Annotated in this window: 26 protein-coding genes and 1 tRNA gene; 12 read left to right on the forward strand and 15 right to left on the reverse strand. The window is 62.6% G+C overall.

Annotated elements, in window-relative coordinates; genetic code table 11:
* Positions 1 to 8: 8 nt before the first annotated feature.
* Genes rplS through ffh form a run of 7 tightly spaced genes read right to left on the reverse strand, consistent with a single transcriptional unit; the run spans position 9 to position 4585 of the window.
* Positions 9 to 392, reverse strand: coding sequence for a 50S ribosomal protein L19 (gene rplS / locus M511_RS01350; RefSeq protein WP_010395848.1), 384 nt, complete (start codon positions 390 to 392; stop codon positions 9 to 11).
* 2 nt (positions 393 to 394) lie between these two features.
* Positions 395 to 1276: a tRNA (guanosine(37)-N1)-methyltransferase TrmD gene (gene trmD, locus M511_RS01355; protein WP_010395850.1), complete on the reverse strand. Its 882-nt coding sequence runs from the start codon at positions 1274 to 1276 to the stop codon at positions 395 to 397.
* A complete protein-coding gene (gene rimM / locus M511_RS01360) occupies positions 1273 to 1782 on the reverse strand; it encodes a ribosome maturation factor RimM (RefSeq protein WP_176224496.1) in 510 nt (169 codons plus the stop codon). Before rimM ends, trmD begins: the two co-directional genes overlap by 4 nt.
* On the reverse strand, positions 1779 to 2153 hold the full coding sequence (gene rpsP / locus M511_RS01365) for a 30S ribosomal protein S16 (RefSeq protein WP_010395856.1): 375 nt from the start codon (positions 2151 to 2153) through the stop codon (positions 1779 to 1781). The genes rimM and rpsP overlap by 4 nt, the downstream gene beginning before the upstream one ends.
* Before the next feature lie 47 nt (positions 2154 to 2200).
* The gene (locus M511_RS01370) at positions 2201 to 2497 is read right to left on the reverse strand and encodes a chorismate mutase (RefSeq protein WP_029371962.1); all 297 of its coding nucleotides are present in this window, start codon (positions 2495 to 2497) and stop codon (positions 2201 to 2203) included.
* Positions 2498 to 2556: 59 nt separating this feature from the next.
* Positions 2557 to 3084, reverse strand: coding sequence for a GNAT family N-acetyltransferase (locus M511_RS01375; RefSeq protein ID WP_085501155.1), 528 nt, complete (start codon positions 3082 to 3084; stop codon positions 2557 to 2559).
* A gap of 4 nt (positions 3085 to 3088) precedes the next feature.
* Positions 3089 to 4585, reverse strand: a complete 1497-nt coding sequence (gene ffh / locus M511_RS01380; RefSeq protein WP_085501156.1) for a signal recognition particle protein — start codon at positions 4583 to 4585, stop codon at positions 3089 to 3091.
* A gap of 254 nt (positions 4586 to 4839) precedes the next feature.
* Between ffh and M511_RS01385 the strand changes: the two genes are divergently transcribed.
* A complete protein-coding gene (locus tag M511_RS01385; protein ID WP_010395864.1) occupies positions 4840 to 5409 on the forward strand; it encodes a peroxidase-related enzyme in 570 nt (189 codons plus the stop codon).
* Positions 5409 to 6314 carry a DMT family transporter gene (locus M511_RS01390; RefSeq protein WP_010395866.1) on the forward strand — a complete coding sequence of 302 codons (906 nt, stop codon included), beginning with the start codon at positions 5409 to 5411 and terminating at the stop codon, positions 6312 to 6314. The genes M511_RS01385 and M511_RS01390 overlap by 1 nt, the downstream gene beginning before the upstream one ends.
* Positions 6315 to 6338: 24 nt before the next feature.
* On the opposite strand, the gene M511_RS01395 is transcribed toward M511_RS01390, so the two are convergent.
* Positions 6339 to 8297: a protein meaA gene (locus tag M511_RS01395; RefSeq protein ID WP_085501174.1), complete on the reverse strand. Its 1959-nt coding sequence runs from the start codon at positions 8295 to 8297 to the stop codon at positions 6339 to 6341.
* A gap of 437 nt (positions 8298 to 8734) precedes the next feature.
* Here M511_RS01395 and ccrA point away from each other — a divergent pair, with 437 nt between their 5' ends.
* The 3 genes from ccrA (at position 8735) to M511_RS01410 (ending at position 12373) form a co-directional block, all read left to right on the forward strand.
* Positions 8735 to 10024 carry a crotonyl-CoA carboxylase/reductase gene (gene ccrA, locus M511_RS01400; protein ID WP_010395870.1) on the forward strand — a complete coding sequence of 430 codons (1290 nt, stop codon included), beginning with the start codon at positions 8735 to 8737 and terminating at the stop codon, positions 10022 to 10024.
* A gap of 276 nt (positions 10025 to 10300) precedes the next feature.
* Complete coding sequence (gene gdhA, locus M511_RS01405) at positions 10301 to 11662, forward strand: NADP-specific glutamate dehydrogenase (RefSeq protein ID WP_010395873.1); 1362 nt, start codon at positions 10301 to 10303, stop codon at positions 11660 to 11662.
* Between the two features lie 102 nt (positions 11663 to 11764).
* Positions 11765 to 12373, forward strand: a complete 609-nt coding sequence (locus M511_RS01410) for a hypothetical protein (protein WP_010395876.1) — start codon at positions 11765 to 11767, stop codon at positions 12371 to 12373.
* On the opposite strand, the gene M511_RS01415 is transcribed toward M511_RS01410, so the two are convergent.
* Positions 12361 to 12813, reverse strand: a complete 453-nt coding sequence (locus M511_RS01415) for a type II toxin-antitoxin system RatA family toxin (protein ID WP_029371965.1) — start codon at positions 12811 to 12813, stop codon at positions 12361 to 12363. The genes M511_RS01410 and M511_RS01415 overlap by 13 nt on opposite strands.
* Before the next feature lie 56 nt (positions 12814 to 12869).
* Here M511_RS01415 and M511_RS01420 point away from each other — a divergent pair, with 56 nt between their 5' ends.
* Positions 12870 to 13058 (forward strand): hypothetical protein, encoded by a 189-nt coding sequence (locus M511_RS01420; RefSeq protein WP_010395880.1) that lies wholly within the window; start codon positions 12870 to 12872, stop codon positions 13056 to 13058.
* Positions 13059 to 13103: 45 nt separating this feature from the next.
* On the opposite strand, the gene ypfJ is transcribed toward M511_RS01420, so the two are convergent.
* Positions 13104 to 13955: a KPN_02809 family neutral zinc metallopeptidase gene (ypfJ, locus tag M511_RS01425; protein ID WP_085501157.1), complete on the reverse strand. Its 852-nt coding sequence runs from the start codon at positions 13953 to 13955 to the stop codon at positions 13104 to 13106.
* 134 nt (positions 13956 to 14089) lie between these two features.
* Between ypfJ and M511_RS01430 the strand changes: the two genes are divergently transcribed.
* The 4 genes from M511_RS01430 to M511_RS01445 all read left to right on the forward strand — a co-directional run bounded on the left by M511_RS01430 (position 14090) and on the right by M511_RS01445 (position 19207).
* Positions 14090 to 14686: a DedA family protein gene (locus M511_RS01430; RefSeq protein ID WP_085501158.1), complete on the forward strand. Its 597-nt coding sequence runs from the start codon at positions 14090 to 14092 to the stop codon at positions 14684 to 14686.
* A gap of 52 nt (positions 14687 to 14738) precedes the next feature.
* Positions 14739 to 15233 (forward strand): disulfide bond formation protein B, encoded by a 495-nt coding sequence (locus M511_RS01435; protein WP_085501159.1) that lies wholly within the window; start codon positions 14739 to 14741, stop codon positions 15231 to 15233.
* Between the two features lie 92 nt (positions 15234 to 15325).
* On the forward strand, positions 15326 to 18067 hold the full coding sequence (gene gyrA, locus M511_RS01440; RefSeq protein WP_010395892.1) for a DNA gyrase subunit A: 2742 nt from the start codon (positions 15326 to 15328) through the stop codon (positions 18065 to 18067).
* 69 nt (positions 18068 to 18136) lie between these two features.
* Entirely contained in the window at positions 18137 to 19207 is a 1071-nt protein-coding gene (locus M511_RS01445) for an AI-2E family transporter (protein ID WP_010395895.1), read from the forward strand.
* A gap of 15 nt (positions 19208 to 19222) precedes the next feature.
* On the opposite strand, the gene M511_RS01450 is transcribed toward M511_RS01445, so the two are convergent.
* From M511_RS01450 to M511_RS01460, 3 genes are read right to left on the reverse strand one after another with little or no spacing between them, the layout of a single operon-like run.
* Positions 19223 to 21580 (reverse strand): DUF3772 domain-containing protein, encoded by a 2358-nt coding sequence (locus M511_RS01450; RefSeq protein WP_085501160.1) that lies wholly within the window; start codon positions 21578 to 21580, stop codon positions 19223 to 19225.
* 8 nt (positions 21581 to 21588) lie between these two features.
* Positions 21589 to 22620 carry a cysteine synthase A gene (locus M511_RS01455; protein WP_085501161.1) on the reverse strand — a complete coding sequence of 344 codons (1032 nt, stop codon included), beginning with the start codon at positions 22618 to 22620 and terminating at the stop codon, positions 21589 to 21591.
* Positions 22621 to 22653: 33 nt separating this feature from the next.
* Positions 22654 to 23763 carry an NUDIX domain-containing protein gene (locus M511_RS01460; RefSeq protein WP_085501162.1) on the reverse strand — a complete coding sequence of 370 codons (1110 nt, stop codon included), beginning with the start codon at positions 23761 to 23763 and terminating at the stop codon, positions 22654 to 22656.
* 150 nt (positions 23764 to 23913) lie between these two features.
* Between M511_RS01460 and M511_RS01465 the strand changes: the two genes are divergently transcribed.
* Positions 23914 to 24003 (forward strand) — tRNA-Ser (locus tag M511_RS01465).
* Here the strand turns inward: M511_RS01465 and M511_RS01470 are convergent.
* Entirely contained in the window at positions 23965 to 25227 is a 1263-nt protein-coding gene (locus M511_RS01470; RefSeq protein ID WP_240547499.1) for a recombinase family protein, read from the reverse strand. The genes M511_RS01465 and M511_RS01470 overlap by 39 nt on opposite strands.
* An 18-nt stretch (positions 25228 to 25245) precedes the next feature.
* Between M511_RS01470 and M511_RS19110 the strand changes: the two genes are divergently transcribed.
* Positions 25246 to 25548: a hypothetical protein gene (locus tag M511_RS19110; RefSeq protein ID WP_240547500.1), complete on the forward strand. Its 303-nt coding sequence runs from the start codon at positions 25246 to 25248 to the stop codon at positions 25546 to 25548.
* Between the two features lie 6 nt (positions 25549 to 25554).
* Here the strand turns inward: M511_RS19110 and M511_RS01475 are convergent, their stop codons facing one another.
* A complete protein-coding gene (locus M511_RS01475) occupies positions 25555 to 25716 on the reverse strand; it encodes a hypothetical protein (RefSeq protein ID WP_176224495.1) in 162 nt (53 codons plus the stop codon).
* Positions 25717 to 25884 lie beyond the last annotated feature (168 nt).

The following is a 25884-nucleotide window of genomic DNA, read 5'->3' on the forward strand; positions in this document are numbered from 1 at the left end:
GCGTCTCCTCAGGCCTCGGCTTCGGCTTTGGGCTTGTAGTTGGTGACCTCGGCGATACGGGCCGATTTACCGCGACGATCGCGCAGGTAGTACAGCTTGGCGCGGCGGACGCGGCCACGGCGCACCACGGTGATCGAATCGATGTTGGTCGAATAAAGCGGGAAGACACGCTCGACGCCTTCGCCGAACGAGATCTTGCGCACGGTGAACGAGGCGCCGATGCCGTCACCGCCCTTGCGCGAGATGACCACGCCTTCGTAGTTCTGCACGCGGGTGCGGCTGCCTTCGGTCACCTTGTAGCCGACGCGCACGGTGTCACCGGCCTTGAAATCCGGGATGTTCTTGCCGAGCGCAGCGATCTGCTCGGCTTCCAGTTGGGCGATCAGGTTCATCGCTATGAGTCCTCTTGATGCTCGCGGTAGCCCCGCGATTGGTCTGATGCGCCCGAGAGCTGTCGGTCCTTAGCCGGGTCCATATGAGCCTGCTCATATGCCCGCCACAGGTCGGGGCGGCGTTCCTTTGTCAGCCTTTCGGCCATGTCGCGCCGCCAATCAGCAACGGCCGCGTGATTTCCGGACAGCAGAACGTCCGGTATCGCGCGGCCTTCCCAAAGGGCGGGCTTCGTGTACTGAGGGTGCTCAAGCAGGCCGTCGGAAAAGGACTCCTCGGCCAGAGACTCCTGATTCCCCAGCACGCGCGGTATAAGCCGAACAGTCGCGTCGATCAAGACCTGAGCGGCAAGCTCTCCGCCGGTCAGGACATAGTCCCCGATACTGATCTCTTCGACGTCATGGGCGTCCAGCACACGCTGATCCACACCCTCAAACCGGCCACAGATCAGCGTCATGCCAGGCCCTTGGGCCAGTTCCTTGGCGCGGGCCTGGGTAAATGGTCGGCCGCGTGGCGAAAGATAAATCACCGGCAGCGCATTCCTGGTCCCCGCCCCCGCCTCGCGCAGGGCCGCGTCCATCACATCGGGACGGATCACCATGCCGGCACCGCCGCCCGCGGGGGTGTCGTCCACATTGCGGTGCCGCCCGACACCAAAGGGGCGCAGGTCAATGCTGCGCAGATTCCATAGCCCCTGAGACAGCGCCCGCCCGGTCAAAGATAGTCCCAGAACCCCCGGAAATGCCTCGGGAAACAGGGTGATGACCTGCGCGGTCCATGCCCCTCTGACCTGCGGCTCGGCCAACAGGTCGCGTGGCTGCCCGCTGGCCCGGATCGACAGCCGGCCATGGGATTTCATCCCTGAGCTGTCGCCCTCACCGCTCATTCCTCATCCTCGGGCGGATCGGCAATGATGCGGCCTGCGGTCAGATCGACCGTGGGCACAAAGGCGCGGGTAAAGGGCAAAAGCAGGGTCTGACGGCGACCGGGTCCAAAGACCTCAAGTATATCGCCTGCGCCGTGATCATAGATTGCGCGCACCTTGCCAAGCAGCTGCCCCCCGGTGTCATAGACCGGCAGACCAATCAGATCGGCATGGTAGAATTCGTCATCCGGCAGCACCGGAAGCTTGTCGCGATCAGCCCAAAGCGTCACGCCCTTAAGCGCCTCGGCCTCTTCGCGCGTTTCAACGCCCGACAGCCGGGCGCCAAGTCCGCCCGTCACCGGCCGGGTCAGGCGGACGGTGAACGAGCGGCTGCCATCTTCGGTATAAAGCGGAGAATATGCAGCGATGTCATTTGGTTGCGAGGTAAAGCTCTTGAGCCTCACCTCGCCCCGGACGCCAAAGGCGCCCGCGATCGCACCCACACAGACCCGCTCGGTCATTCTTATTCCGAAGCGGCTTCTTCGGCCGGAGCGTTAGCCGCGGCTTCACGGGCGGCGCGCTTTTCAGCACGTTCCTTGGCAGCCTTGCCCGGCTCGCCTTTCTTGAGGTTCTTGCGCTCGGTCTTTTCTTTCAGACCAGCCGCTTCGAGAAAGCGGGCAACGCGGTCGGTAGCCTGAGCACCCTGAGCCAGCCAGTACTGAACGCGCTCAGCATTCATCTTGACGCGATCTTCCGAATCTTTCGGCAGCAGCGGGTTATAGGTGCCCAGCTTTTCGATAAAGCGGCCATCGCGCGGCATACGCGAGTCAGAGGCGACGATGGCATAATGGGGGCGCTTCTTCGAGCCACCACGGGCCAGGCGGATTTTCATTGCCATTGTAAGTTCTCCTTTGGAAATGGCGGGGTTGCGGGGAAAACCCCGCGTCAGGGGAGGAATGTCTCGTGATGTCGGATCACTTCGGCGATCACGAAATTCAGGAACTTGCGCGCAAATTCCGGGTCCAGGTCGGCCTCGCGCGCAAGGCGTTCCAGCCGCTCGATCTGCTGCGCTTCGCGCGTGGGATCGGACGGAGGAAGATCATGTTCGGCCTTAAGACGACCGACGGATTGGGTGTGCTTGAACCGTTCGGCCAGCGTATAGACAAGGATCGCGTCAAGCCTGTCGATGCTGGCGCGATGTTCCTTAAGCAAGGCCGCGGCGCGGGCGATCGGGTCTGACATGCTGTTCTCTGCTGGCTGGGATTCTGGCTCTGCGGGGTTCGGCTGGGGCAGCTCGCTCATCAGACGGTCTCCATCGGATGGCGATAAACAAGGCAAGGATCCTTGCCCGGATGGGCGGCATCGGGATCGCGCACCGCGCCCAACCGTTCGGCCAGTGCGGCCGAGCGCGCGTTCTCGGGCAGGATATAGCTGACCGCCGTCGTCCAGCCGAGATTACGGGCGGCAAAGTCGCGGGCCACCAACGCCGCCTCATGCGCGATGCCACGACCTTCGGCCTCGGGCGTCCACAGGGTCCAGCCAAGCTCATGCTCGGGCCAGCCATCCGGGAACCACGGCCCGACCGAGCCCAAAGGCGCGCCGCTGTCGCGATCAGTCACCACGAAAGAGCCGAATCCGCGCAGCACCCAATGGCCGACGATATGACCAAAGGCGCGCCAGGCTTGCCCCGGCTCGACCATCGGCCCGCCGATCCAGCGCGCCCGTTCCGAGACCGCAAAATCGCGCCACGCCGGCCAGTCGCCGCCTTGCGGGGCGCGCAGGATCAGACGCTCGGTCGTCAGTACAGGCGTGTCGGACAGACAGATCATGCGCCTATTTCTTCTTGAACAGGCCCGAAAGACCACCGGGCAGGTTCATGCCCCCCAGTTGACCGCCAAGCCCCTTGGGATCCTGCAGCATGCGGGTGGCTTCGGCCATTTTTTCGGGATCGACGTCAGCCATATCGGGCAGCCCACCGCCCCTGCCGGTCATGGCGCGCATGGCTTGCTTAAGCAGCCCGCCCTTGCCCATCTTGCCCAGCTTTTTCATCGTGTCGGCCATCTGCTTTTGCATTTTCAGCAGCTTGTTCAGCTCGGACACTTCCATCCCGGCACCAGCGGCAATGCGCTTTTTACGGCTTGCCTGCAGCAGATCGGGATTGGCACGTTCTTTCCTGGTCATCGAGTTGATCAGCGCGATCTGGCGCTTGATCGCCCGGTCGTCGAAACCGGCGGCCTCGGCCTGTTTGGCCATCTTGCCCATGCCGGGCATCATGCCCATGATCGACTGCATACCGCCCATCTTTAGCATCTGCTCAAGCTGCGAACGCAGATCGTTCATGTTGAACATGCCCTTCTGGAAGCGCTTCATCATGCGCTCGGCCTGTTCGACCTCCAGAACCTCCTGGGCCTTCTCGACCAGCGCAACGATATCGCCCATGCCGAGGATGCGGCCAGCAACCCGCTGAGCGTCAAAGACCTCAAGCGCGTCCATCTTTTCGCCCAGACCGACAAAGCGGATCGGCTTGCCCGTCACGGCACGCATCGACAGCGCCGCACCGCCACGGCCGTCGCCGTCCATCCGGGTCAGCACAACGCCGGTGATGCCGACCTTGCCGTCAAATTCGCTCGCGACGTTCACCGCGTCCTGACCGGTCAGACCATCGACGACCAGCAGCGTTTCGCGCGGGTTGGCGACGTCACGGACGGCCTGCACCTCATCCATCAGCACTTCGTCGATGTGCAGACGGCCGGCGGTGTCCAGCATATAGACGTCATAGCCGCCCAGCGTCGCCTGCTGCCGGGCGCGTTTGGCGATCTGGACCGCATTCTCGCCCGGGATGATCGGCAGGGTATCGACGCCGATCTGCTGACCAAGGATCGCCAGCTGCTCCATCGCGGCCGGGCGGTTGGTGTCCAGCGAGGCCAGCAGCACCCGCTTTTTCTCGCGGTCCTTGAGGCGTTTGGCCAGTTTCGCGGTCGTGGTCGTCTTGCCCGAGCCCTGCAGACCGACCATCAGGATCGGCGCCGGAGGGTTGTCGATGCGCAACTGATCGGGTTCGCCCTCGCCCTGCAGGACCTTGATCAGTTCGTCATGGACGATCTTAACCACCTGCTGACCGGGGGTGATCGACTTGGTGACGGCGGCGCCAGTGGCCTTTTGCGTCACCGATTTCACAAAACTGCGTGCGACAGGCAGCGAAACGTCGGCCTCAAGCAGTGCGACGCGCACTTCGCGCATGGCAGCGGCGACATCCTCTTCGGACAGCGCGCCCTGCTTGGTCAGCCGGTCGAAGACGCCGCCAAGGCGATCGGACAGGTTTTCAAACATCGGCGCCCTCCATAGGTCGTTGCCGTAATCCAGGCGCGCCCCGCGAACGAGACGCGATAAGCAGTAACGCCCCCGTGGGCGCAACGCGCTGACGGGGGGCGATCCCCGCAAAGGACGGGGACCGGAAGGGCAGACCTTCCGGGAATCCGGGGATGGATAGGCCCGTTGGCGCAAGGAGTCAAGGCAGAGAAGCCGCGCCGGGCGATTGACCCCGCCCCGGCTTTGATGAAAACCTCGCCGGAAAGGAGAAAGCCATGACCCATGCCATCAGCCGCTTTCCGGTTCCCACACTTGATGAGATGCCCGAGGATATCGCGCAACGCATCCGCAAAGTGGCCGAGAAATCGGGCTTTATCCCCAATGTCTTTTTAGCGCTGGCGCATCGGCCCGACGAATTCCGTGCCTTCTTTGCCTATCACGACGCGCTGATGGAGCGCGAGGGGGGACTGACCAAAGCCGAGCGTGAACTGATCGTGGTCGCCACCTCGGGCCTGAACCAATGCCAGTATTGCGTTGTCGCCCATGGCGCGATCCTGCGCATCCGCGCCAAGAACGCCTTTATCGCCGATCAGGTGGCCGTGAACTGGCGCAAGGCCGATATTTCGCCACGTGAACGCGCAATGCTCACCTATGCCGAGAAAGTGGCGCTGAATGCCCAGCAGATCGGCCAAGAGGACCATCAGGCATTGCGCGACGCCGGTTTCACCGGCGATGAAATCTGGGACATCGGCGCCATCGCGGCCTTTTTCGGCATGTCGAACCGGCTGGTGAACGCGGGCGACATCCGGCCAAACGACGAATTCTACATGCTGGGCCGCAACTGATGGCCGAACTTTCCGCCGTACCCGACACCCGCCGCGAGGCGTTACAGGGTCATGCCGCGATGTTGCTGTTTTCGGCCGCCATCGCGGGCTCTTTCTCGCTTGGGGCGCGGGCGGCGAATCTGATCGACCCGGCGGCAATCTCGGCCGCCCGCTTTGCCATTGCCGCCGGGGTGATCGGCGGCATCGTCATGGCCGGCCCCGGCATTCAGCGCGCCGCCTTTCGCGCACCATGGCGCTATCTGGTGCTTGGTGGATTGTTTGCGGCCTATTTCGTCCTGATGTTCGAGGGGCTCAAGACCGCGCCCCCCATCTCGGCCGCCGTGGTCTTTACGCTGACGCCGCTGATGGCTGCGGGTTTTGGCTGGCTATTGGTGCGCCAACGCCTGACAGGACGCATTGCGACAGCGCTGGCGTTGGGGGCGGCTGGGTCGCTTTGGGTGATTTTTCGCGGCGATCTTCAGGCGCTGATGCGGCTTGAACTCGGCCGGGGCGAGGCGATCTATCTGATCGGCTGCGCAGCCCACGCGCTATACACGCCGATGGTGCGGCGGCTGAACCGGGGGGAAAGCGCGCTCGTCTCGACCTTTGCCACGCTGTTTGCAGGGGGGATCTTGCTGCTTATCTGGGGGGCGCCTGCAATCTTGCATACTGACTGGGCGCATCTGCCGCTGATCGTCTGGGTGACGCTGTTCTATGTGGCGATCTTTGCCAGCGCCCTTACGACGGTGCTGGTCCAGTTCGCCGCCATGCGCCTGCCCTCATCCAAGGTGCTTGCCTATACCTATCTGACCCCGATCTGGGTCATCGGGGTCGAGGCGGTCCTGACCCATCAGATGCCGCCGCCCGTCGTCCTGCCCGGAGTGCTGGCAACCGTCGCCGCCCTTTTGCTGCTGCTCAAGGACTGACAACAGCCCCGCAAGGCCGCCCTTTCAGGCGGCCGCCTCTGCGGGTTCGACCAGGGCGACGATATCCATCATGATCCGGTTCAGCTCAAAATCCTTGGGCGTATAGACGCGCGCGACGCCCATCTCCAAAAGCTTTGCCGCGTCATCCTCGGGGATAATGCCGCCGACCACCACCGGAACATGGGCAAGGCCAGCCGCGCGCATCCGCTCCATCAGCTCTTCGATCAACGGCAGGTGACTGCCCGAAAGGATCGACAGGCCGACGACATGGGCCTGATCCTGCGCAGCGCGGGTCACGATCTGTTCGGGGGTCAGGCGGATACCCTCATAGGTGATGTCCATGCCGCAGTCACGGGCGCGGAATGCAATCTGCTCGGCACCGTTCGAATGACCGTCAAGACCGGGCTTGCCGACCACGAACTTCAGCCTGCGGCCAAGGCGGCGGCTGACAGCATCAACCGCCTCGCGGATCGGCTCCAGCCCCTCGGTCCGGTTCGAGGGGCTTGCCGATACGCCGGTCGGGGCACGGTATTCGCCGTGAACCTGACGCATCACCGCCGCCCATTCGCCGGTAGTCGCCCCTGCCTTGGCAGCGGCAATCGAGGGCGGCATCACATTCTGGCCCCTCTGCGCGGCATCGCGCAGCGCGGCGAGGGCGGCCTCGACGGCCCCCTCGTCGCGGGCCTCGCGCCATGCTTTCAGCCGGGCTATCTGTTCCTGTTCTACCGCCGGATCGACGACCATGATCCCGCCATCCCCGGCCGTCAGCGGCGAAGGCTCACCCTGTTGCCAACGGTTGACGCCCACGACCACCGTCTCATTCGCCTCGATCCGGTTCAGCCGTTCGGCATTCGATTCAACCAGCCGCGATTTCATATATTCGATCGCGGCGATCGCACCGCCCATCTCATCCAGCGTCGCAAGCTCTGCCCGGGCGCCCGCCTTCAGTTCGTCGACCTTGGCAGCGATCACGGGGTTGCCGTCGAATAGATCGCCATATTCCAGCAGGTCTGTCTCATAGGCAACGATCTGCTGCATCCGCAGCGACCATTGCTGATCCCACGGCCGCGGCAGACCCAGCGCCTCGTTCCATGCGGGCAACTGCACGGCACGGGCGCGGGCGTTTCTGGACAGCACCACCGCCAGCATCTCAAGCAGGATGCGATAGACGTTGTTTTCCGGCTGCTGCTCGGTCAGCCCCAGCGAGTTTACCTGCACACCATAGCGAAAGCGGCGGTATTTCTCGTCCTCGATGCCGTAACGCTCGCGGCAGATCTCATCCCACAGCTCGGTAAAGGCGCGCATCTTGCACATTTCGGTCACGAAACGGATGCCCGCGTTGACGAAAAAGCTGATGCGCCCGACCATCGCCGGAAAGTCCTGCGGCGCGACCTTGGTTTTCAGATCGTCCAGCACCGCGATACCGGTGGCCAGCGCATAGGCCAGTTCTTGTTCAGGCGTCGCCCCAGCCTCTTGCAGGTGGTAAGAGCAGACGTTCATCGGGTTCCATTTGGGCAGATGTTTCGCCGTATAGGCCGCCACATCCGTAATCATCCGAAGCGAGGGTTTCGGCGGGCAGATATAGGTCCCGCGCGACAGGTACTCTTTGATGATGTCGTTCTGCACCGTGCCTTGCAGACGCGAGATATCGGCCCCCTGCTCTTCGGCCACCGCGATGTAAAGCGACAGCAGCCAGGGCGCGGTCGCATTGATGGTCATCGAAGTATTCATCTGCTCCAGCGGGATCTGGTCGAAAAGCATCCGCATATCGCCCAGATGACAGATCGGAACACCGACCTTGCCGACCTCGCCCCGCGCCAGAACGTGGTCACTGTCATAGCCGGTCTGGGTCGGCAGGTCGAAAGCCACCGACAGACCAGTCTGCCCCTTGGCCAGGTTGGTACGATACAGTGCATTGGATTTCTCGGCGGTCGAATGGCCCGCATAGGTGCGGAAAAGCCAGGGTTTGTCTTTCTCGGCCACGATCTGCCCCCGAAACAATATTACGACTGACGGATGGATAGCGTAACAATCGTGCCCGGTCAATTCGCCGCATCGCAGAGATCGAAAGATGGCACATGACGAGGCATTCCGCCTGAAATTGCCGCAAACCGCTGCATACGGCCGCGCAATCGTACCGTCACCCGTACGATGCAGGTGCAGAACCAGCCCGGCATGCTCTGCTGAAAGCTGATCTTTCGGCGGTTCTATACGGCTGAGGGTGATCGCAGGAGCAATCGTCGGATCAGCGTCCGCCGCGTCGCAGCAGACGAAATCCGTTACGACAGATTATTACAAATTCTTCATCAGGAATATTGCAATATTGCGCAACCGCCCTTACAACCAGCCTCACAACCCGCGCTGATTCTGCGCCGCGGCGGAAAGGCTGGCGCAAGGAAGCGGCAAGAGAGGAATGTGACATGGCCCTGGACCAACCGACCCCCATCGCGCCCTATGACGCGCCGGAAAAGGACCTTTACGAGATCGGCGAAATGCCGCCTCTGGGTTATGTGCCCAAGCAGATGTATTCCTGGGCCATCCGCCGTGAACGCCATGGCGAACCCGACAAAGCCATGCAGATCGAAGTCGTCGACACCCCCAGCATCGACAGCAACGAGGTGCTGGTCCTCGTGATGGCGGCAGGCGTCAACTACAACGGCATCTGGGCCTGCCTCGGCGTGCCGATCAGCCCCTTTGACGGCCATGGCGCGCCCTATCACATCGCTGGCTCGGACGCTGCGGGGATCGTCTGGAAGGTCGGCGACAAGGTCAAACGCTGGAAGGTCGGGGATGAGGTCGTCATCCACTGCAACCAGGACGACGGCGATGACGAGCATTGCAACGGCGGCGATCCGATGTTTTCGCCCAGCCAGCGCATCTGGGGCTATGAAACCCCGGACGGCAGCTTTGCTCAGTTCACCCGCGTTCAGGCCCAGCAGCTGATGCCCCGCCCGCGCCATCTGACCTGGGAGGAATCGGCCTGCTACACGCTTACCCTTGCCACCGCCTACCGCATGCTCTTTGGGCATGAACCACATGAGCTGAAACCGGGCATGAACGTGCTGGTCTGGGGCGCCTCGGGCGGACTCGGCAGCTTTGCCATTCAGCTGATCAACACCGCTGGTGCCAATGCCATCGGCGTGATCTCGGATGAGGACAAGCGCGATTTCGTCATGAGCCTGGGGGCCAAGGGCGTCATCAACCGCAAAGAGTTCAAGTGCTGGGGTCAGCTGCCAAAGGTGAACACCCCTGAATATAAGGAATGGTTCAACGAGGCCCGCCGCTTTGGCAAGGCGATCTGGGACTTTACCGGCAAGGGCAACAACGTCGACATCGTTTTTGAACACCCAGGGGAGGCGACTTTCCCGGTCTCGACCTTCGTCTGCAAAAAGGGCGGCATGGTCGTGATCTGTGCCGGGACCTCGGGCTTTAACTGCACTTTTGACGTCCGCTACCTCTGGATGCACCAAAAGCGCCTGCAGGGCAGCCATTTCGCCCATCTGAAACAAGCATCCGAGGCCAACCGCCTGATGCTGGAACGCCGGCTCGATCCCTGTATGTCCGAGGTCTTTCCCTGGGCCGAGATCCCGCAGGCGCATGTGAAAATGCTGCGCAACGAACACAAGCCCGGCAATATGGCGGTACTGGTCCAGGCCCCGGTGACCGGCCTGCGCACCTTTGAGGACGCGCTTGAGGCGGGGCGCCGCTGACCCCGACCCTTGCGCATTCGGACCGTCCGGCGAGTGGAGGCGCCGGGCGGTCCTTTCTGTTTTGCGGGCGCCATTTGTCTGCGCAGACTGTCTCTGCCCTGTCAGCAGGCAGATGCGATTCGTCTTAAATCCTGATATTTTTGAATTTCCTGTCGCATAGATCGATCACTTCGCCGAAAATTTCGGCATTTTGCCTAACTTTTACCCTTCCCCCATTCAAACTGCCTGAAGCTTGCGCTAAGGAGCCGTCCGACCCCAAGGGAAGGATTCCGCGACATGCCGCAAATCGACGACAAGCTTGCTCCAATCTATGAAGAAGTGGTCCGCCGCAACGCGGGCGAGCCTGAATTCCATCAAGCTGTGCGCGAGGTTCTGGAAAGCCTTGGCCGTGTTGTCGCCAAGCGTCCCGATTACCTTGAGGACGCGCTGATCGAACGCATCTGCGAGCCCGAGCGTCAGATCATCTTTCGCGTGCCGTGGACCGACGACAAGGGCCGGGTTCAGATCAACCGCGGCTTTCGCGTCCAGTTCAGCTCGGCTATGGGTCCCTACAAGGGTGGCCTGCGCTTCCACCCTTCGGTGAACGTCGGCATCATCAAGTTCCTGGGCTTTGAGCAGATCTTCAAGAATGCGCTGACCGGCCTGCCCATCGGTGGCGGAAAAGGCGGCTCGGACTTTGATCCAAAAGGCCGTTCGGATGGCGAAGTCATGCGCTTTTGCCAAAGCTTCATGACCGAGCTTTACCGCCACCTTGGCGAATATACTGACGTGCCTGCAGGCGATATCGGCGTTGGGGCGCGCGAGATCGGCTATATGTTCGGCCAGTACAAGCGGCTGACGAACCGCTATGAGGCCGGCGTGTTGACCGGCAAGGGCCTGTTCTATGGCGGCTCTCTGGCCCGCAAAGAGGCGACCGGCTACGGCAATACCTATTTCACGCAGGCCATGCTGCGCACCGGCGGCACCGATTTCGACGGCAAGCGCGTCGTCGTCTCGGGCTCGGGCAATGTCGCGATCTACACCATCGAAAAGGTGCAGGAATTCGGCGGCAAGGTCATCGCCTGCTCGGACAGCTCGGGCTATATCGTGGACGAAGCCGGGATCGACCTTGAACTTCTCAAGGAAATCAAAGAGGTGCGCCGCGCCCGTATCTCGCAATACATCCGCGTGAAGGGCGAGGGCAACGGTGCCTATTTCGTGAAATCCGGCGAAGGCTCGATCTGGGACGTGGCTTGCGACGTCGCCATGCCCTCGGCCACCCAGAACGAGCTGACCGGCAAGGACGCAACCAGGCTGATCCGCAACGGCGTTATCGCTGTCGGCGAAGGCGCGAACATGCCCTGCACGCCCGAAGCAATCCGCACCTTCCAGCAGGCCGGCGTCAAGTTCGGCCCCGGCAAGGCCGCAAATGCCGGCGGCGTCGCGACTTCGGCGCTGGAGATGCAGCAAAATGCATCGCGTGATCGCTGGACCTTCGAGCAGACCGAATCGCGTCTGGCCACGATCATGCGCGACATTCATGACAGCTGCTACACCACCGCCGAGGAATTCGGCGCGCCCGGCGACTATGTCATCGGCGCGAATATCGCGGGCTTTATCCGCGTGGCCGAGCCAATGCGCGCTTTTGGCGTAATCTGATCCTGCGGTGCGGGCCGGGATCCTTCCGGCCCGCCTGCTTGCCAGCCCGGTACGCGACCGCTAATCGGCGGGAATGTTATTTTCTACGGGTTGCCACCAGTTATGCTGATCTTCATCAAGCCTCGCATCGTGCTACTGTCGGTCCCAAAGACCGGCACCACGGCCCTGGAAGAGGCGCTCGCCCCCAAGGCCGAGATCGTCCTGCGCACCCGGCCCGAGATCAAGCATCTGAACCTGAAACAGTATCGCGCACGCATCCGCCCCCTGCTCGCCCCTCTGGGCAATCCCGAGTTCCAGACCGTCGCTGTGATCCGCGAGCCGCTGGAATGGCTGCGCAGCTGGTATCGCTTTCGGGCCCGCGACACGCTGATCGGTCATCCCAACAGTACCGCCCATATCAGCTTTGAACGTTTCGCCGCCGATTACCTGCTGGAAATGGACAACCGCCCCGCCTATGCCCGGCTCGGTCGGCAATCCGACCTGCTGACCGACCAACAGGGCAATATCGCTGTCGATTACATCTTCCGTTATGAGGCCATGCCCGCACTGACGGAATTCCTGTCACGGCGGCTGGAGACGCCAATCCGGCTGCCACGCCGCAATGTCTCGCCCACAGCCGTGACCGAGCTTGAGCCCGAAACCGAGGTCAGGCTGCGCGAAACCCTGTCGCGCGACTATCAGATCTGGCAAGCCGCGCGTCAGACGCCGTAAAGCGCCTTTGCCCGATCTTCAAAGGCACGGACGATGCGCGACATCGCCTCGCCAAAGACGACGCCGATCACTTTGCCCAGCACGGCGTTGCGGAACTCGAAATCGACAAAGAAATCGACACGGCAGCCGCCTTCGGGCAGGTCGGCAAAGGCCCAGCCGCTGCGCAGATATTTGAACGGCCCGTCCAGATATTCGGTATCGATGCGCTTATCCTGCGGCCACAGCGTGACGCGAGAACCGAATCGCTCGCGAAAGACCTTGAAGCTGATGACCAGATCGGCCTCGACCACCTCGCTGCCCGGCGCCCCCGGCCTGCGTGAGCGGATACGGGCGGCGGTATTCCATGGCAGGAACTGCGGGTACCTTTCGATATCGGCCACCAGTGCATACATCTGGTCGGCGGTATAAGGTAGATTTCGGCTGTCGCTGTGCTGAGGCAAGGCTCGTCCCGGGACGTATTCGAATTTCGGCGCAGCACTAGCAGGGAAAGGGACACATGAACAACCTCATCTGGCTGATCCGGGCGTCACGTTGGGCGCGTAATCCGCCCAGTGCCCGCATGGTCAAGCTGGTGTTCGCCGTCATCGCTCTTGGTCTGGTGATCGCGGGGCTGGAATATTTCGGCCTTTGGCCCGACTGGGCAACGACCGAACGGCCGCGCGGCATCCATTTGCAGCGCCCGTAAGGCGCGGCACTGCCGCGCCCTTTGATCCCGGCGCGCGCCGCCAGCTTACAGCCCTGCCGCAGCAAAGGTGTCGCATTGCGCCATCTGCCCCGAGGCAAAGCCGCGCTTGAACCAGGTCTGGCGCTGTTCGGCCGAACCATGGGTAAAGGCGTCCGGCACCGGCGCGCGTCCGGCCTTTTCCATCAGCGTATCATCGCCCACCGCAGCGGCAGCGTTGATCGCCTCGGCAATATCGCCGTCATCAATGCTGTTGAATTGCTGGCTGGCGTGATGGGCCCAGACACCGGCGAAACAGTCGGCCTGCAACTCGGTCAGCACCGAAATGCGGTTTGCCTGGGCCTGCCCGCTTTGCTGACGCGCCTGCATGGTCTGGCTAAGGATCCCCAGCTGGTTCTGGACATGGTGGCCGATCTCATGAGCGATGACATAGGCATAGGCGAAATCTCCGCCCGCCTGCATGCGCTGGCTCATGACGCGGAAAAAGTCGGTGTCCAGATACACCTTGCGGTCGTTCGGGCAATAGAACGGTCCCATCGCCGCCGAAGCACCACCGCAAGCCGATTGCACCGCGTCCGAGAACATCACAAGCGATGGCTGAACGTAGTCAGTCCCCGCCTGCCGGGGCAGGACCGAGGCCCAGACCTCTTCGGTATCGGCAAGCACGACCGAAACGAACTGGCCGATCTCCTGCTCTTCCTGGGTCAGTTCACGCGGCTCGGTTGACTGGCCGCCCTGATCAATCGCTCCGACGATGGGTGAGATGTCGATGCCAAAGAAATAGCCCACGGCAAGCACTACCAGCACGCCGACCACCCCCATGCCGCCGGCAGTACCGGCCCGGCCCATGCTGCGCCGGTCCTCGACATTCCTGCTGCCGCGTCTGCCCCGCCATTCCATCGAGCATTCCTCCCATCGCGATGCGCTGCTCACGCCAAGGTTACTGCAACCCCGGCCATGCACAACACCGACGTGGGGTTGACAGTTCCGGCCTGCCCCCGCAGCACAGGGACCGCAGCGGCAAGGGGCGGGACATGTTCGACTGGGTGGTTTCGACGATCGAAAGCTGGGGCTATCTTGGCGTGTTCGTGCTGATGGTGGCCGAGCATATCTTTCCCCCCATCCCGTCCGAGGTAATCATGCCGCTGGCCGGTTTCCTGGCCGCAAGCGGACGTATGTCGCTGACCCTGACCATCGTGACCGGCACGCTTGGTTCGGTTCTGGGTACCATGATCTGGTATTGGATCGGCCTGTGGTTCGGAGAAGAGCGGCTCAAGCGTTTTGCCGCGCGCCATGGGCGGCTGCTGACGCTGTCACCTTCGGACATTGATGCGGCGCATGACTGGTTCCAGCGTCACGGCGCGATGGCGGTATTTTTCGGCCGCATGATCCCGGCAATCCGCACACTTATTTCAGTTCCGGCCGGGCTTGCCCGGATGCCGATGTGGAAATTCCTGATCTATACGGTGATCGGCAGCGCGTTGTGGACCGGAGTGCTGACCTTTGCCGGGCTGATGCTGCATGAAAACTATGTGCTCGTCGGCGATTACATCGACCCGCTGTCCAAACTGGTCGTGATCGCCGTGGTGGTGGTCTATCTCTATCGCGTGATCACCTGGAAACCGCATTGAGATCACGCAATTGGCACTTGCCGGGCAAGCGTGGCGGCCCTAACCCAAGCGCATGAGCGAAGTATCAAGCAAACAGATCGCCGTGACCGCCGCCGCAGGTTCTGCCGTGCTGCTGGCCGCCGCGCTGACCTTTCAGATGCTCGGCTATGCGCCTTGCGAGCTTTGCATCCTGCAACGCTGGCCGCATCTTGTGGCTGCAATCGTCGGCGTGCTGATCTGGTGGCTGGGCTGGAAACGCTGGCTGGCCGCGCTGGGGCTGATCGCTGCGCTTTGCGCCACCGGCTTTGCGATTTATCACGCCGGGGTCGAGCTGAAGCTGTGGCTGGGACCGCAGCATTGCTCGGGCGGCGTGGCGGGGCTGGCGACGCTCTCGACTCAGGACCTGCTGACCGCGCTGGAGGCGGCGCCGGTCGTGCGCTGCGACGAAGTAAGCTGGAGCTTGTTCGGCATCTCGATGGCGGGCTGGAACGCGATCTGCTCGGCGCTGCTTTCGGCGCTGTGGCTGGTGTCGGTCCGGGGTCGCAGCCGGGTGAAAGGCATCGCTTAAGGCAGGGAATCGCCCAGTAAAGGCCGCGTCAAGATTGCACCCAAGGCAGGTATGGGATAGACCCGTTACCAACAAGATCTTGAGGTTTTCCCGTGGCCGACACCCCTGAAAACGACGACGATACCCCCGAAGCCGGCTCGCCCGAGCGTGCGGTGATGGCCCATGACGGTCCGGTGATCGACATCGCGCATGAAATGCGCTCGTCCTATCTGGACTATGCCATGTCGGTTATCGTCAGCCGGGCGATTCCCGATCTGCGCGACGGGCTCAAGCCCGTGCACCGCCGCGTGCTGTTTGCGATGCACGAAACCGGCAACACCCATGACAAACCCTATCGCAAATCGGCCCGCCCGGTTGGCGATACGATGGGTAAATATCACCCGCATGGCGACGCCTCGATCTATGACGCCTTGGTGCGGATGGCTCAGCCGTTTTCAATGTCGCTGCCGCTGCTGGACGGTCAGGGCAATTTTGGCAGCATGGACGGCGACAGCCCGGCAGCCATGCGCTATACCGAAGTGCGGATGGCCAAGCCTTCGGCCTATCTGCTGATGGATATCGACAAGGATACAGTCGATTTTCAGGACAACTATGACGGCAAGGACCGTGAGCCGACCGTCCTGCCGGCGCGCTTTCCCAACATGCTGGTCAATGGCGCGGGCGGCATCGCCGTTGGCATGGCGACCAACATCCCGCCCCACAACCTGGGCGAAGTGGTCGATGCAACGCTGGCGCTGATCGAGAACCCCGACCTGCCGACCGAGCGTCTGCTGGAAATCGTCCCCGGCCCGGACTTCCCGACCGGCGGCCTGATCCTTGGCCGCGCGGGCGCACGCAAGGCCTATCTTGAAGGCCGCGGCAGCATCATCGTGCGCGCCAAGACCCGGATCGAGGAAACCCGCGCCGGTCGTCAGGCGATCATCCTTGATGAGATCCCCTATCAGGTCAACAAGGCGGGGCTGATCGAAAAGATCGCCGAGCTTGCCAAGGAAAAACGCATCGAGGGCATCGCTCATGTGCAGGACGAATCCGACCGCGTCGGCGTCCGCGTGGTGATTGAGCTAAAGCGCGATGCCACGGCCGAGGTCGTGCTGAACCAGCTGTTCCGTTTTACCCCGATGCAGACAAGCTTTGGCGCCAACATGCTGGCGCTGAACGGCGGTCGGCCTGAACAGCTGACACTGCGCGATTTCCTGACCCACTTCATTGCATTCCGCGAAGAGGTCGTCGCCCGCCGCACCGCCTATGAGCTGCGCAAGGCGCGCGAACGCGCCCATGTGCTGTGCGGACTTGCCGTGGCCGTGTCGAATGTCGATGAGGTGGTTGCGACGATCCGCAGTTCGGCCGATGCGGCCGAGGCGCGTGAACGGCTGATGACCCGCCGCTGGCCCGCCCGGGAAATCGTCGAATATCTGAAGCTGATCGACGACCCGCTGCATCCGGTGAACGAAGACGGGACCTACAACCTGTCCGAGGCCCAGGCCCGCGCCATTCTGGAACTGCGCCTGCAGCGCCTGACCCAGCTTGGCGTGCAAGAGGTTACGGATGAGCTGAAATCGCTGGCCGAATCAATCCGGGATTTCCTGGCCATCCTCGCCTCGCGCGAAAGGATCATGGATATCATCTCGGACGAACTGCGCGAGGTAAGAGAGCTTTTCGCCGTACCGCGCCGGACCGAGATCACCGACTGGGCTGGCGATCTGGACGACGAGGACCTGATCGAGCGCGAGGATATGGTCGTCACCATCACCTCGGGCGGCTATATCAAACGTACCGCTCTGGCCGAATTCCGTGCTCAACGGCGCGGCGGCAAGGGCCTGTCGGGCATGGCCACAAAAGAAGATGACGTCGTTACCACGCTCTTTGTCGCCAATACCCACACCGAGCTGTTGTTCTTTACCACCGATGGCATGGTCTATCGGATGAAGTGCTGGCGCCTGCCCCTGGGCGGACGGACCTCGAAGGGCAAGGCGATCGTCAACATCCTGCCGATCCAGCCCGGGGTATCAATCGCGGCACTGATGCCGGTCGATGCACCTGAAAAGGATTGGGAAGATTATCAGGTGGTCTTTGCCACATCCGAAGGTGATGTGCGCCGCAACGCCCTGTCCGATTTTGCCAATGTCATGCGCAACGGCAAGATCGCCATGCGCCTGCCCGAGGGGGTCGAGTTGATCGGTGCACGCATGGCGACCGAGAATGACGATGTCATGCTGGTGACCGCCGCCGGCCGGGCGATCCGCTTCCCGACCACTGATGTCCGGGTGTTCAAAGGCCGCGATTCCACGGGTGTCCGCGGCATCCGGCTGGCCGAAGGCGACCGTGTGGTCAGCATGTCGGTCATCCGCCATTTCGAGGCCGATCCTGCCGAACGTGCCGCCTATCTGAAGATGCGCCGCGCTGTCGAAGGCGCACTGGACGATGGAGCCGAGGCCGATGAGGACGAAGATCACGTCGCCGAAACCGCGATCAGCCAGGAACGCTATGCCGAAATGTCTGCGGCCGAAGATCTGATCCTGACCATCACTTCGCGTGGATCGGGCAAGATCAGCTCGTCCCACGACTATCCTGTGCGCGGACGTGGCGGTCAGGGCGTCATGGCGATGGACAAAGCGATGCGCGGCGGGCCTCTGGTCGCAAGCTTCCCGGTCGAACGGGACGATCAGATCATGCTGGCAACCTCGACCGGTCAGTCGATCCGTGTGCCTGTCGATCAAATCAGCTTCCGTTCACGTTCTGCCGGCGGCGTACGCGTGTTTAACACCGCTTCGGATGAAGAAGTGGTTTCTGTTGCCCGTATCGCCGAGAATGGCGAGGATGATGCCGAGGCCTGAGGCGACAGCCCCGGGCCGTGACCGGCGCGCATCCGCGCGGACCATCGCCGGCAATGTGAGGACAGCGGATTGAACAGGCGGGATTCGAATCTGGCCGTGCGGCTGCAGACCGGTTTTCTGGGCGTGATCGCCTTTGGCCTGATCCTGTTTTTGCTGGTACAGGCGCGCTTTATCCTGATCTGCCTTGTCCTTGCGATTATCATTTTTTCGCTGACGAGCGATGCGATCTCTGCCTTTGCCCGGCTGAAGGTGCCCAACTGGCTGGCAACCACGCTGGCGCTGATTGCCATTGCCATCGGCCTGCTTTGGGCCGCGACCGCAGTGGTGGCGCAGGTGAACGAAGTCGTCTCGATCTCAATTACCTACGCCGACCGGGCACAGGTTGCGCTGGCACGGCTAAGCCAGGAATGGGGCCCGAATGTGCAAGAGGCGATCGGCACCTTCATGGGCAATATCGACTTTGCGGGCTGGTTGCGGTCAGCTGCGGCGCAGGCATCAAACCTGATTTCGGGCTCGGTCCTGATCCTGACCTTTGTCGGCTTTATGTTCAGTGAACGGATCTGGTTTCCCATCAAGATCGAGCGCCTGACCGGAGATCCGACCCGCGCCCAGCAGGTGCTTGAGACCGTTCACAAGATCATGCGGCGCGTGAACCGCTATCTGGTCGTCAAGGCGGCAATCAGCGCGGTCACTGCGATGCTGATCTGGGCGATCTTTCGCATCGAAGGGCTCGAACTCGCCGGCGCGGTCGCCATGCTGACTTTCATCCTGAACTTCATCCCGACGCTGGGTTCGATCATCGCCACGGTGATCACCTTTGCCATGGTGCTGGCGCAGACCGGGGACCCTGCAACCACCCTGACCGTCGGCGGCCTGACGGTTGCGGTTCAGTTCATCATCGGCAATGTCTTCGACCCCATGCTGTTGGGACAGACGCTGCGGCTTTCGTCATTCGGGATCGTGCTGTCTCTGGCCTTCTGGGGGGTGATCTGGGGAATCGCCGGTACCTTCCTTGCCGTGCCGATCATGGTCGCGATCATGATCGTCTGCGCCCAGATCCCATGGTTGCGCCCTGTAGCGATCATGCTGTCGCAAGAGGGCCTGCCCGAGCAAGAGCCGACAACCCGCCTGCGCCGCTAACCCCTCACGCGGGGGTTATAACAGCTCGGCCCCTTCTTCATGCTGTTCATGAACAAAGATGTCCCGCGCAGGCCGGGTGCTGCCCGGCAGGACGATGCCGTTTTCGGCAAAGCGTTGCAGGATCTGATGGTTGATTTCCGACACGACGCCTGTGCCGCCGTTGATATCGGCCAGAATGGCGCGCAGCTCAAAATTCAGGCCGTCGGCGGTGATACCGCGCAGCATCACGGCGGGGGCCGGATTGACCAGCACGGTCGGTTGATCCTCGGCAATTTCGCGCAGAATTTCGGCGACCTGACGACTGTCAGAGCCATGGGCGACCGTCACCGGAACGACAATCCGTCCGGCCAGGCTGCCACGCGTCCAGTTCGTCACCGGCTGGGTGATCAGGTTCGAGTTCGGCACGATAACCTGCGTGCGGTCAAAGGTCTCGATCTGCGTCGCGCGCACCGCCATGCGGCGAACGATACCCTGCTGGCCGCCAACTTCGATCCAGTCTCCGACCGCGATCGGGCGCTCGACCAGCAGGATGATGCCCGAGACGAAGTTTGACACCACCTGCTGCATACCGAAACCGATACCGACGGACAGGGCACCGGCGACAAAGGCCAGCGAGGTCAGGTCGATCCCCGCCGAAGTGACAGCAAAAACCGCCGCCAGCGCCATCCCGACATAGCCAATGATTGAGGTGACGGCGTTCTGCCCCCCGGCATCCAGCCGCGTCTTGGGCAGGATCGAGCTGCGGAACGCGCCCTGCACAAAGCCGGTCAGCGAATAGCCGACCGCAAAGACAATCAGGAATGTCAGAATCGCCATTGGCGACAGGCGCACGCCACCAAAGGAAAAGCCCTGCTGGGCCTTGGTCCATGCCTCGACCAGATCGCTTGGGCGCGCGCCCCAGATCAGCGCGAACAGCGGCAAGGACAGCAAGATCAGCGCAAAGCCGAACAGCACCGGCATCAGCGCATCGCGCGCCGACTGGTCGCCGCCCTTGGCCATGGCGTAAAAGTCGGCAATGAAGTCCTGCAGGATGATCAGCAGCCCGACCAGCGCCAGCGTCCGCACCAGCGCCCAAAGCATGGCGTTCCCGGCAGTGACATAGCCCAGAGCCACCAGAACCGGCGTTGCCAGCGCGATCACCCGGCCAACCATGGTCAGGAAGTTCACCACCCGAATGCGATAATCCGGGGCGGCAGAGGCTTCATTCATCCGCAGGCCACGCAGGACGGTGCATAGGCGGAAAAGACAGAACGCCCCGAACAGCACCAGCAGGAAATGCCAGACCCCGGCCGAAGCCTCGCTGATACGTTGGGGCACGGTGTTGGTGTCATTCTGGCTGTTAAAGCCCGACAGAGGCAGGATCGTCCGCGAGAATAGCTGGTGCAGCGCAAGTGCGGCCGACAGAAGCGTGGCGCGGGCACGGGCCTTGGCGCGGCGCTCTTCGCTCATTGGCAGGGGGGGCTGACCAGCGGTGTCGGCGGTTGGGAACAGCCGCCGCGCCAGCCAGACGCCACCAAAGAACGACAGCCCCGCCGCCGGGATCGAGCGCAGAAGCGGCATCCCCCAGTCATCGACCAGATCGGTTGAGGCTACCGCGGCGGCCACCAAAATCACCCCGATCAGCGGAATGGCGATCTGTCCCAGCGAGACGCCAAAGATCAGCGCCGCGCGAGACCGCTCGCTCGCCCGCGCCGACAGTCGCGAAGGCAATGAATCGACCCAGCGCCGTCCCTGCGACAAAAGCAGCAGCGCAACCAGCAGCAGTCCACCGATCAGCGGCAGTCGTTGGGTAAAGCCCGACATGCCCCCTGTACTGTCCCAACGGCTATGCGCCTCGTCATAGATCTGGGTCGCGACATGGGCAGCTTCGGCAACCGCAGGGGTCCAGTTCGCCGGGTTGATCGGCGCCGGTGTTTTGCGGATCAGGGCGAAATTCTGGCGAGCGCGCAATGTCTGGTCGATCTGCGCGACGATGCCATCAGCGCGACCATAGGCCTCGACCGCTTGCAAGCCCGGCGCCTGCAACGCCGCAAGCTGTTCGTTCAGTTCCTTGCGGCGAGCGGCGATTTCCTCGGATTCTGTCTCACCCTCGGCCGGGGCTGGGCCCAGGGCTGCGATCTGATCCTTAAGCGTGGCGATGCGGGTGGTGTTAACACCCTGCCCCGCCTTGAGCTTTTCCCGCCACTTGACCACCTCGTCGCGGATGGTCTGCAACCTCGCATCATTGGCCGAGCCGGATTCAAGGATCTGCTCGGCCTGTTCGGCAAGCTTGTTCCAGGCAACAAGATCCGGTGCCTCCTGCTCTTGCTGAGCAAAGGCAGGGGAACACAGGATCAGAAACAGCGCGACAATAAAGGAGGTCAGGCGGGACATTGCGCAGGTCAATCCTGATAGACCTCGGGCAGGTTGGCGGGCTTGCGGACCATCCACTCTGGCACCGGCAGCGCCTTGGCGCGCAAGAAGTCCGGGTTGAACAGCTTGGTCTGGTAACGCGTGCCATAGTCGCAAAGCACGGTGACGATCGTGTGCCCCGGCCCCATTTCGCGGGCCATGCGGATTGCCCCGGCGACGTTCACGCCGGACGAGCCGCCAAGGCACAGCCCCTCATGCTCCAGCAGATCAAAGATCACCGGCAGAGCCTCGGAATCGGGGATGCGATACGAGAAATCGGGGGTGAAACCTTCGAGGTTCGCGGTAATGCGACCCTGACCGATCCCCTCGGTAATAGAAGAGCCGGGGGATTCGAACTTGCCCTCGGTGTAAAAACTGTGAAGTGCTGCGCCTTCGGGATCGGCCAGACCGATCTTGACCCCTTTGGGTTGCAGCGCCATGGCCACACCCGCCAGCGTCCCACCCGAGCCGACCGCACAGATGAACCCGTCCACGCGCCCGCCGGTCTGCTCCCAAATCTCGGGCCCGGTGGTTTCCAGATGCGCCTGCCGGTTGGCGGTATTGTCAAACTGATTGGCCCAGATCGCGCCGTTCGGTTCGGTCCGCGCCAGCTCTTCGGCCAAACGGCCAGAGTAGCGCACATAGTTATTAGGGTTCTTGTAGGGCTGCGCCGGCACCTCGACCAGTTCGGCACCTGCAAGACGCAGCATGTCCTTTTTCTCCTGGCTCTGCGTCTCGGGGATGACGATGACCGAGCGGAAGCCCATCGAGGCTCCGACCAGGGCCAGGCCGATACCGGTGTTGCCGGCCGTACCCTCGACAATTGTGCCGCCGGGTTTCAGCTCACCCCGGGCGACCGCGTCCTTGATGATGTAAAGCGCGGCGCGATCCTTGACCGACTGGCCCGGGTTCATGAACTCGGCCTTGCCCAGGATCTCGCAGCCGGTCTCTTCCGAGGCGCGGCGTAGCCGGATCAGGGGAGTGTTGCCGATGGCAGAGGCGAGGTCAGGGCAGATGCGCATGGGCTTGGCCTTTCGCAGGATGTTCCCGCCCGGTTATACGCTGCCCCTCGACGGCGGCAACCCCGGCTGGGCCTTTGCGGGCTCGTCAAGCCCCAGTTCGCGGCGGATCTCGTCATGGCGCAGCTCAAGCCACAGCGCAAGATTCAGCAAGGGCCCGTTACGGATCTCGCCCGCCAATGCCATGCGCGTCAGTTCCGCCCGGGGGATCAGATGCGAGCGGATATCCTCATCCTCGCTCGCAAGCCCGCCAAGACCGGCGATGTCATCGGGCAGATCAGCAATGCCGACATAGAGGTACAGATACTCGGCCATCGCGCCGGGGCTGGGATAATTATGTGGTGCGGGGATAAGGCGGGACATCTGAATACCGGTTTCCTCGACCGCTTCGCGGCGGGCGGCCTGTTCGGGCGTCTCTGCGGCATCGACGCGGCCCGCCACGGTCTCATAGAGCCAAGGCTGAGCATCGCCACGCGCGACCGGCCCGGCCCGCAGCTGGTCGATCAGCATGACCCGATCGCGCACCGGGTCCCAGGGCAGGACCACGGTCGCATCGCCGGAAACAAAGACCGCCCGCAGCAGCGGTGGCGTCCAGTCGCCATCGTTGCGATGCTGGCGCAGACGGATCGCTTCGATCGAGAAATACTCAGCATAGGGTTCGTCGACCGAATCAATTCGCACCCGGTCAGCGGCAACGGGACCGACATGGGGCAGCGGCGGCGTCTCATCCGCCGCGCGCAGACGCGAGGCAACCCATGCGGCGATCATCGGCAGACGCTTGCGTATCGCCTCGGCCGGGCGTTCTGGCGGCAAAGCAAGCAGCCTGTCAGCCATGGCGGCGGCAAGCCTGGGCTGCCATTCTGGCCCATGATCAGCGGCATCACCGAGGCCAAACAGCTCCAGCCCGTGATGAAACTGGGGCACAAGTCCAAAGATCTGAGCATAGCGGCGCAGTTCTGGCGTCCACGGGCTTTTCCAAAGCGGCAAGCTATCCTTGCCAACCTCAAGCCGGGGCCAGCCGTTTAGCGTAATCCCCGCAAATCCGCCGCCCCTCAGCGTCCCTTGCAAGGGCTGGGCCTCAACCGCATCCGGAGCAAGACGAGCGCGCATCAGCGGATGGGCAAGCGGCCCGATCAACAATGGCATGGCGGTTGCTCCTTGCGCTTGTAAACACCTGCGGACCAGAGCATGACTGTCATCGTTTCGCCGGGCCGAGAAATTTTTCACGGTTTTGGCGCGAAGCCCCTTGCGCTTCAACCCCTGCCCGTCTAAATCGCCGCCACCACCCGAAAGCGCGGAGAGGTGCCGGAGTGGTCGAACGGGGCGGTCTCGAAAACCGTTGAGCCTTCACGGGTTCCGTGGGTTCGAATCCCACCCTCTCCGCCATTTCAGTCCGCCTCTGGGCACGCCAATCGCCGCCGATTGCCGCCCTTGGCCGACAATAAGCGTCCTTAGCAGCTCCGTCTTCGATCCCATGATGCGGATTGCGTCGTCCGCGACCTCGACGCGCTGCGTCAGGGCGCGCAGGTGATCCCGCCGATAGCCGCCTTCGTGGCCGCGAATGCGCTCCCGCGCGCGGCGCGCGAACCCTTCGGTCATTGCAGGGCTAAGGGCGCTGTGGCCGGGGCTTTCAAGCATAGCCTGCGCGCGGTCGGCATCGACTCGCGCCTGATCACGGATGACCTTGAGATCGGCTATCCTCTCCTTGAGAGCGGGATCATCCAAGTCCGCAACGCCCGCCTTGATGGCATCATAGAACCGCTTGAGGCGCGATTCCGATTCGGTGGCCTGCCGCTGCAAAGACGCGATGTGTTCGCGGCGGCGCTCGGCCTGATCCTCGCGGCGGCCAAGGATGCTGCCAAGCAGCTTCTCCAGACGGGCGGGATCGAGCAAGCGGTCCTTGATATGGTTGACCACCATGTCGTCGAGCTTGTCCACGGGGATCGCGCGGCCCTTGCAGCCGGTCTCGCCCTGCCGCGCCCTGATCGAGCAGGCATAATAGCGATAGCGGCCGCTCTTGCCGGTGCGGATGGTCATGGCACCCCCGTAATTGCCGCAATAGCAGATGCCGGTCAGCAGGGCCGGGCCGATCACCACGCGGGCGGGCAGTTCCGTCTTGGGGTTGCGAGCCTGCAAGAGGGCCTGCACAGCGTCGAACGTCTCGCGTTCGATGATCGGTGAAGTGGGAACGATGACGATTTCACCGGGGGAACGCGGGTCATTGTGCTTGCTGCGCTTCCCCCATTCATGTTCACCGATATAGGTGCGGCGGGTCAGGACGCGGTGGACCTGACCGATGCCCCACCGGCCGCCGTCGCGAGTGAAGATACCCTTGGCGTTCAGATGTTTGACGGTGGCCTTGACGTCCATCAGGCCGCTGTCGCCTTCGCCGTCCAGCGCGAGGCGAAAGATCAGACGGATGGTGTCGGCGTGCAGCGGGTCGATTTCCAGCTTATTCTTGATCTTGGTCCCTCGCTGTTCGGCGGCGGCGATCCGGTAGCCGATCGGCGGCAACGCACTATTCCAGAAGCCTTGCCGGGCGTTCTCCTTCAGGGCGCGCGTGACACGCTTGCCGTTCTCCTTCGACTGGTATTCGTCGAACAATGACATGATCCGCCGCATCATGTCGTGGATCGGGTCGTCGCCAAGCTCTTGCGTGATGGAGATGAGCCGCGCCAGTTCCTCCAGCGATTCGGGCTCATGCTCATGGATGATGCGAAGCAGTTCGCAATTGCCGGGCGACAGGAACCTGGCAAAGGACATGGCGGACGGAGCCAGACGGTCGGGGCGCCGGGTCCGGGCTTCTCCTCGCCCCTGGCGATCCGCATGGAGCGGGCCTTCATTTCATCGGGTTCGGCAATCCCGACCCTGAGTGTCGTCATGGCGCGGCTCGATCATCAGTTATGGCTTTTCATTATCATACAGAGTTAATTTTTTTTAGCCTTCCGGCAGACCGACCGAGCCGAACATCCCGTCGAAAACATCAGCGAACCATCGCTCAAACACCTGAATCTCGACTTCGGTGATCGGCACTTCCTCGGGCCAGTCATCAATGACGGCAGCTTCTCCACGTCGAAGAAGTGAGGCGGGCTGCCGCACGACGGGCTGATGCGCAGCGCGGAATCGTCATCATAGTCGTGGAAGTCGTCGGAGAGCGTTCCTGGGGCCGGCTGTCTAGGGTCAGGACCCATTGATTTACGCTTGTCGGCGTGATTCACGGTTCGAAAATCGAGCGGTGAACATGTCTGATCTTTTCTGGCTGACGGA

It is taken from the genome of Paracoccus sp. J56 (assembly GCF_019633685.1).
GTDB classification, from domain to species: Bacteria; Pseudomonadota; Alphaproteobacteria; order Rhodobacterales; family Rhodobacteraceae; genus Paracoccus; species Paracoccus kondratievae.

Excerpts from the sequence above, each read along its gene's own strand:
- trmD (WP_010395850.1), bottom strand. The coding sequence starts at position 1,276 with ATGAGCGGTGAGGGCGACAGCTCAGGGATGAAATCCCATGGCCGGCTG.
- M511_RS01430 (WP_085501158.1), top strand. The coding sequence starts at position 14,090 with ATGTTCGACTGGGTGGTTTCGACGATCGAAAGCTGGGGCTATCTTGGC.
- ypfJ (WP_085501157.1), bottom strand. The coding sequence starts at position 13,955 with ATGGAATGGCGGGGCAGACGCGGCAGCAGGAATGTCGAGGACCGGCGC.
- M511_RS01410 (WP_010395876.1), top strand. The coding sequence starts at position 11,765 with ATGCTGATCTTCATCAAGCCTCGCATCGTGCTACTGTCGGTCCCAAAG.
- M511_RS01460 (WP_085501162.1), bottom strand. The coding sequence starts at position 23,763 with ATGCCATTGTTGATCGGGCCGCTTGCCCATCCGCTGATGCGCGCTCGT.
- M511_RS01455 (WP_085501161.1), bottom strand. The coding sequence starts at position 22,620 with ATGCGCATCTGCCCTGACCTCGCCTCTGCCATCGGCAACACTCCCCTG.
- M511_RS01435 (WP_085501159.1), top strand. The coding sequence starts at position 14,739 with ATGAGCGAAGTATCAAGCAAACAGATCGCCGTGACCGCCGCCGCAGGT.
- rpsP (WP_010395856.1), bottom strand. The coding sequence starts at position 2,153 with ATGGCAATGAAAATCCGCCTGGCCCGTGGTGGCTCGAAGAAGCGCCCC.
- M511_RS01450 (WP_085501160.1), bottom strand. The coding sequence starts at position 21,580 with ATGTCCCGCCTGACCTCCTTTATTGTCGCGCTGTTTCTGATCCTGTGT.
- M511_RS01470 (WP_240547499.1), bottom strand. The coding sequence starts at position 25,227 with ATGTCATTGTTCGACGAATACCAGTCGAAGGAGAACGGCAAGCGTGTC.
- ccrA (WP_010395870.1), top strand. The coding sequence starts at position 8,735 with ATGGCCCTGGACCAACCGACCCCCATCGCGCCCTATGACGCGCCGGAA.
- M511_RS01370 (WP_029371962.1), bottom strand. The coding sequence starts at position 2,497 with ATGTCAGACCCGATCGCCCGCGCCGCGGCCTTGCTTAAGGAACATCGC.
- rplS (WP_010395848.1), bottom strand. The coding sequence starts at position 392 with ATGAACCTGATCGCCCAACTGGAAGCCGAGCAGATCGCTGCGCTCGGC.
- ffh (WP_085501156.1), bottom strand. The coding sequence starts at position 4,585 with ATGTTTGAAAACCTGTCCGATCGCCTTGGCGGCGTCTTCGACCGGCTG.
- M511_RS01390 (WP_010395866.1), top strand. The coding sequence starts at position 5,409 with ATGGCCGAACTTTCCGCCGTACCCGACACCCGCCGCGAGGCGTTACAG.
- M511_RS01385 (WP_010395864.1), top strand. The coding sequence starts at position 4,840 with ATGACCCATGCCATCAGCCGCTTTCCGGTTCCCACACTTGATGAGATG.
- M511_RS01375 (WP_085501155.1), bottom strand. The coding sequence starts at position 3,084 with ATGATCTGTCTGTCCGACACGCCTGTACTGACGACCGAGCGTCTGATC.
- gdhA (WP_010395873.1), top strand. The coding sequence starts at position 10,301 with ATGCCGCAAATCGACGACAAGCTTGCTCCAATCTATGAAGAAGTGGTC.
- M511_RS01420 (WP_010395880.1), top strand. The coding sequence starts at position 12,870 with ATGAACAACCTCATCTGGCTGATCCGGGCGTCACGTTGGGCGCGTAAT.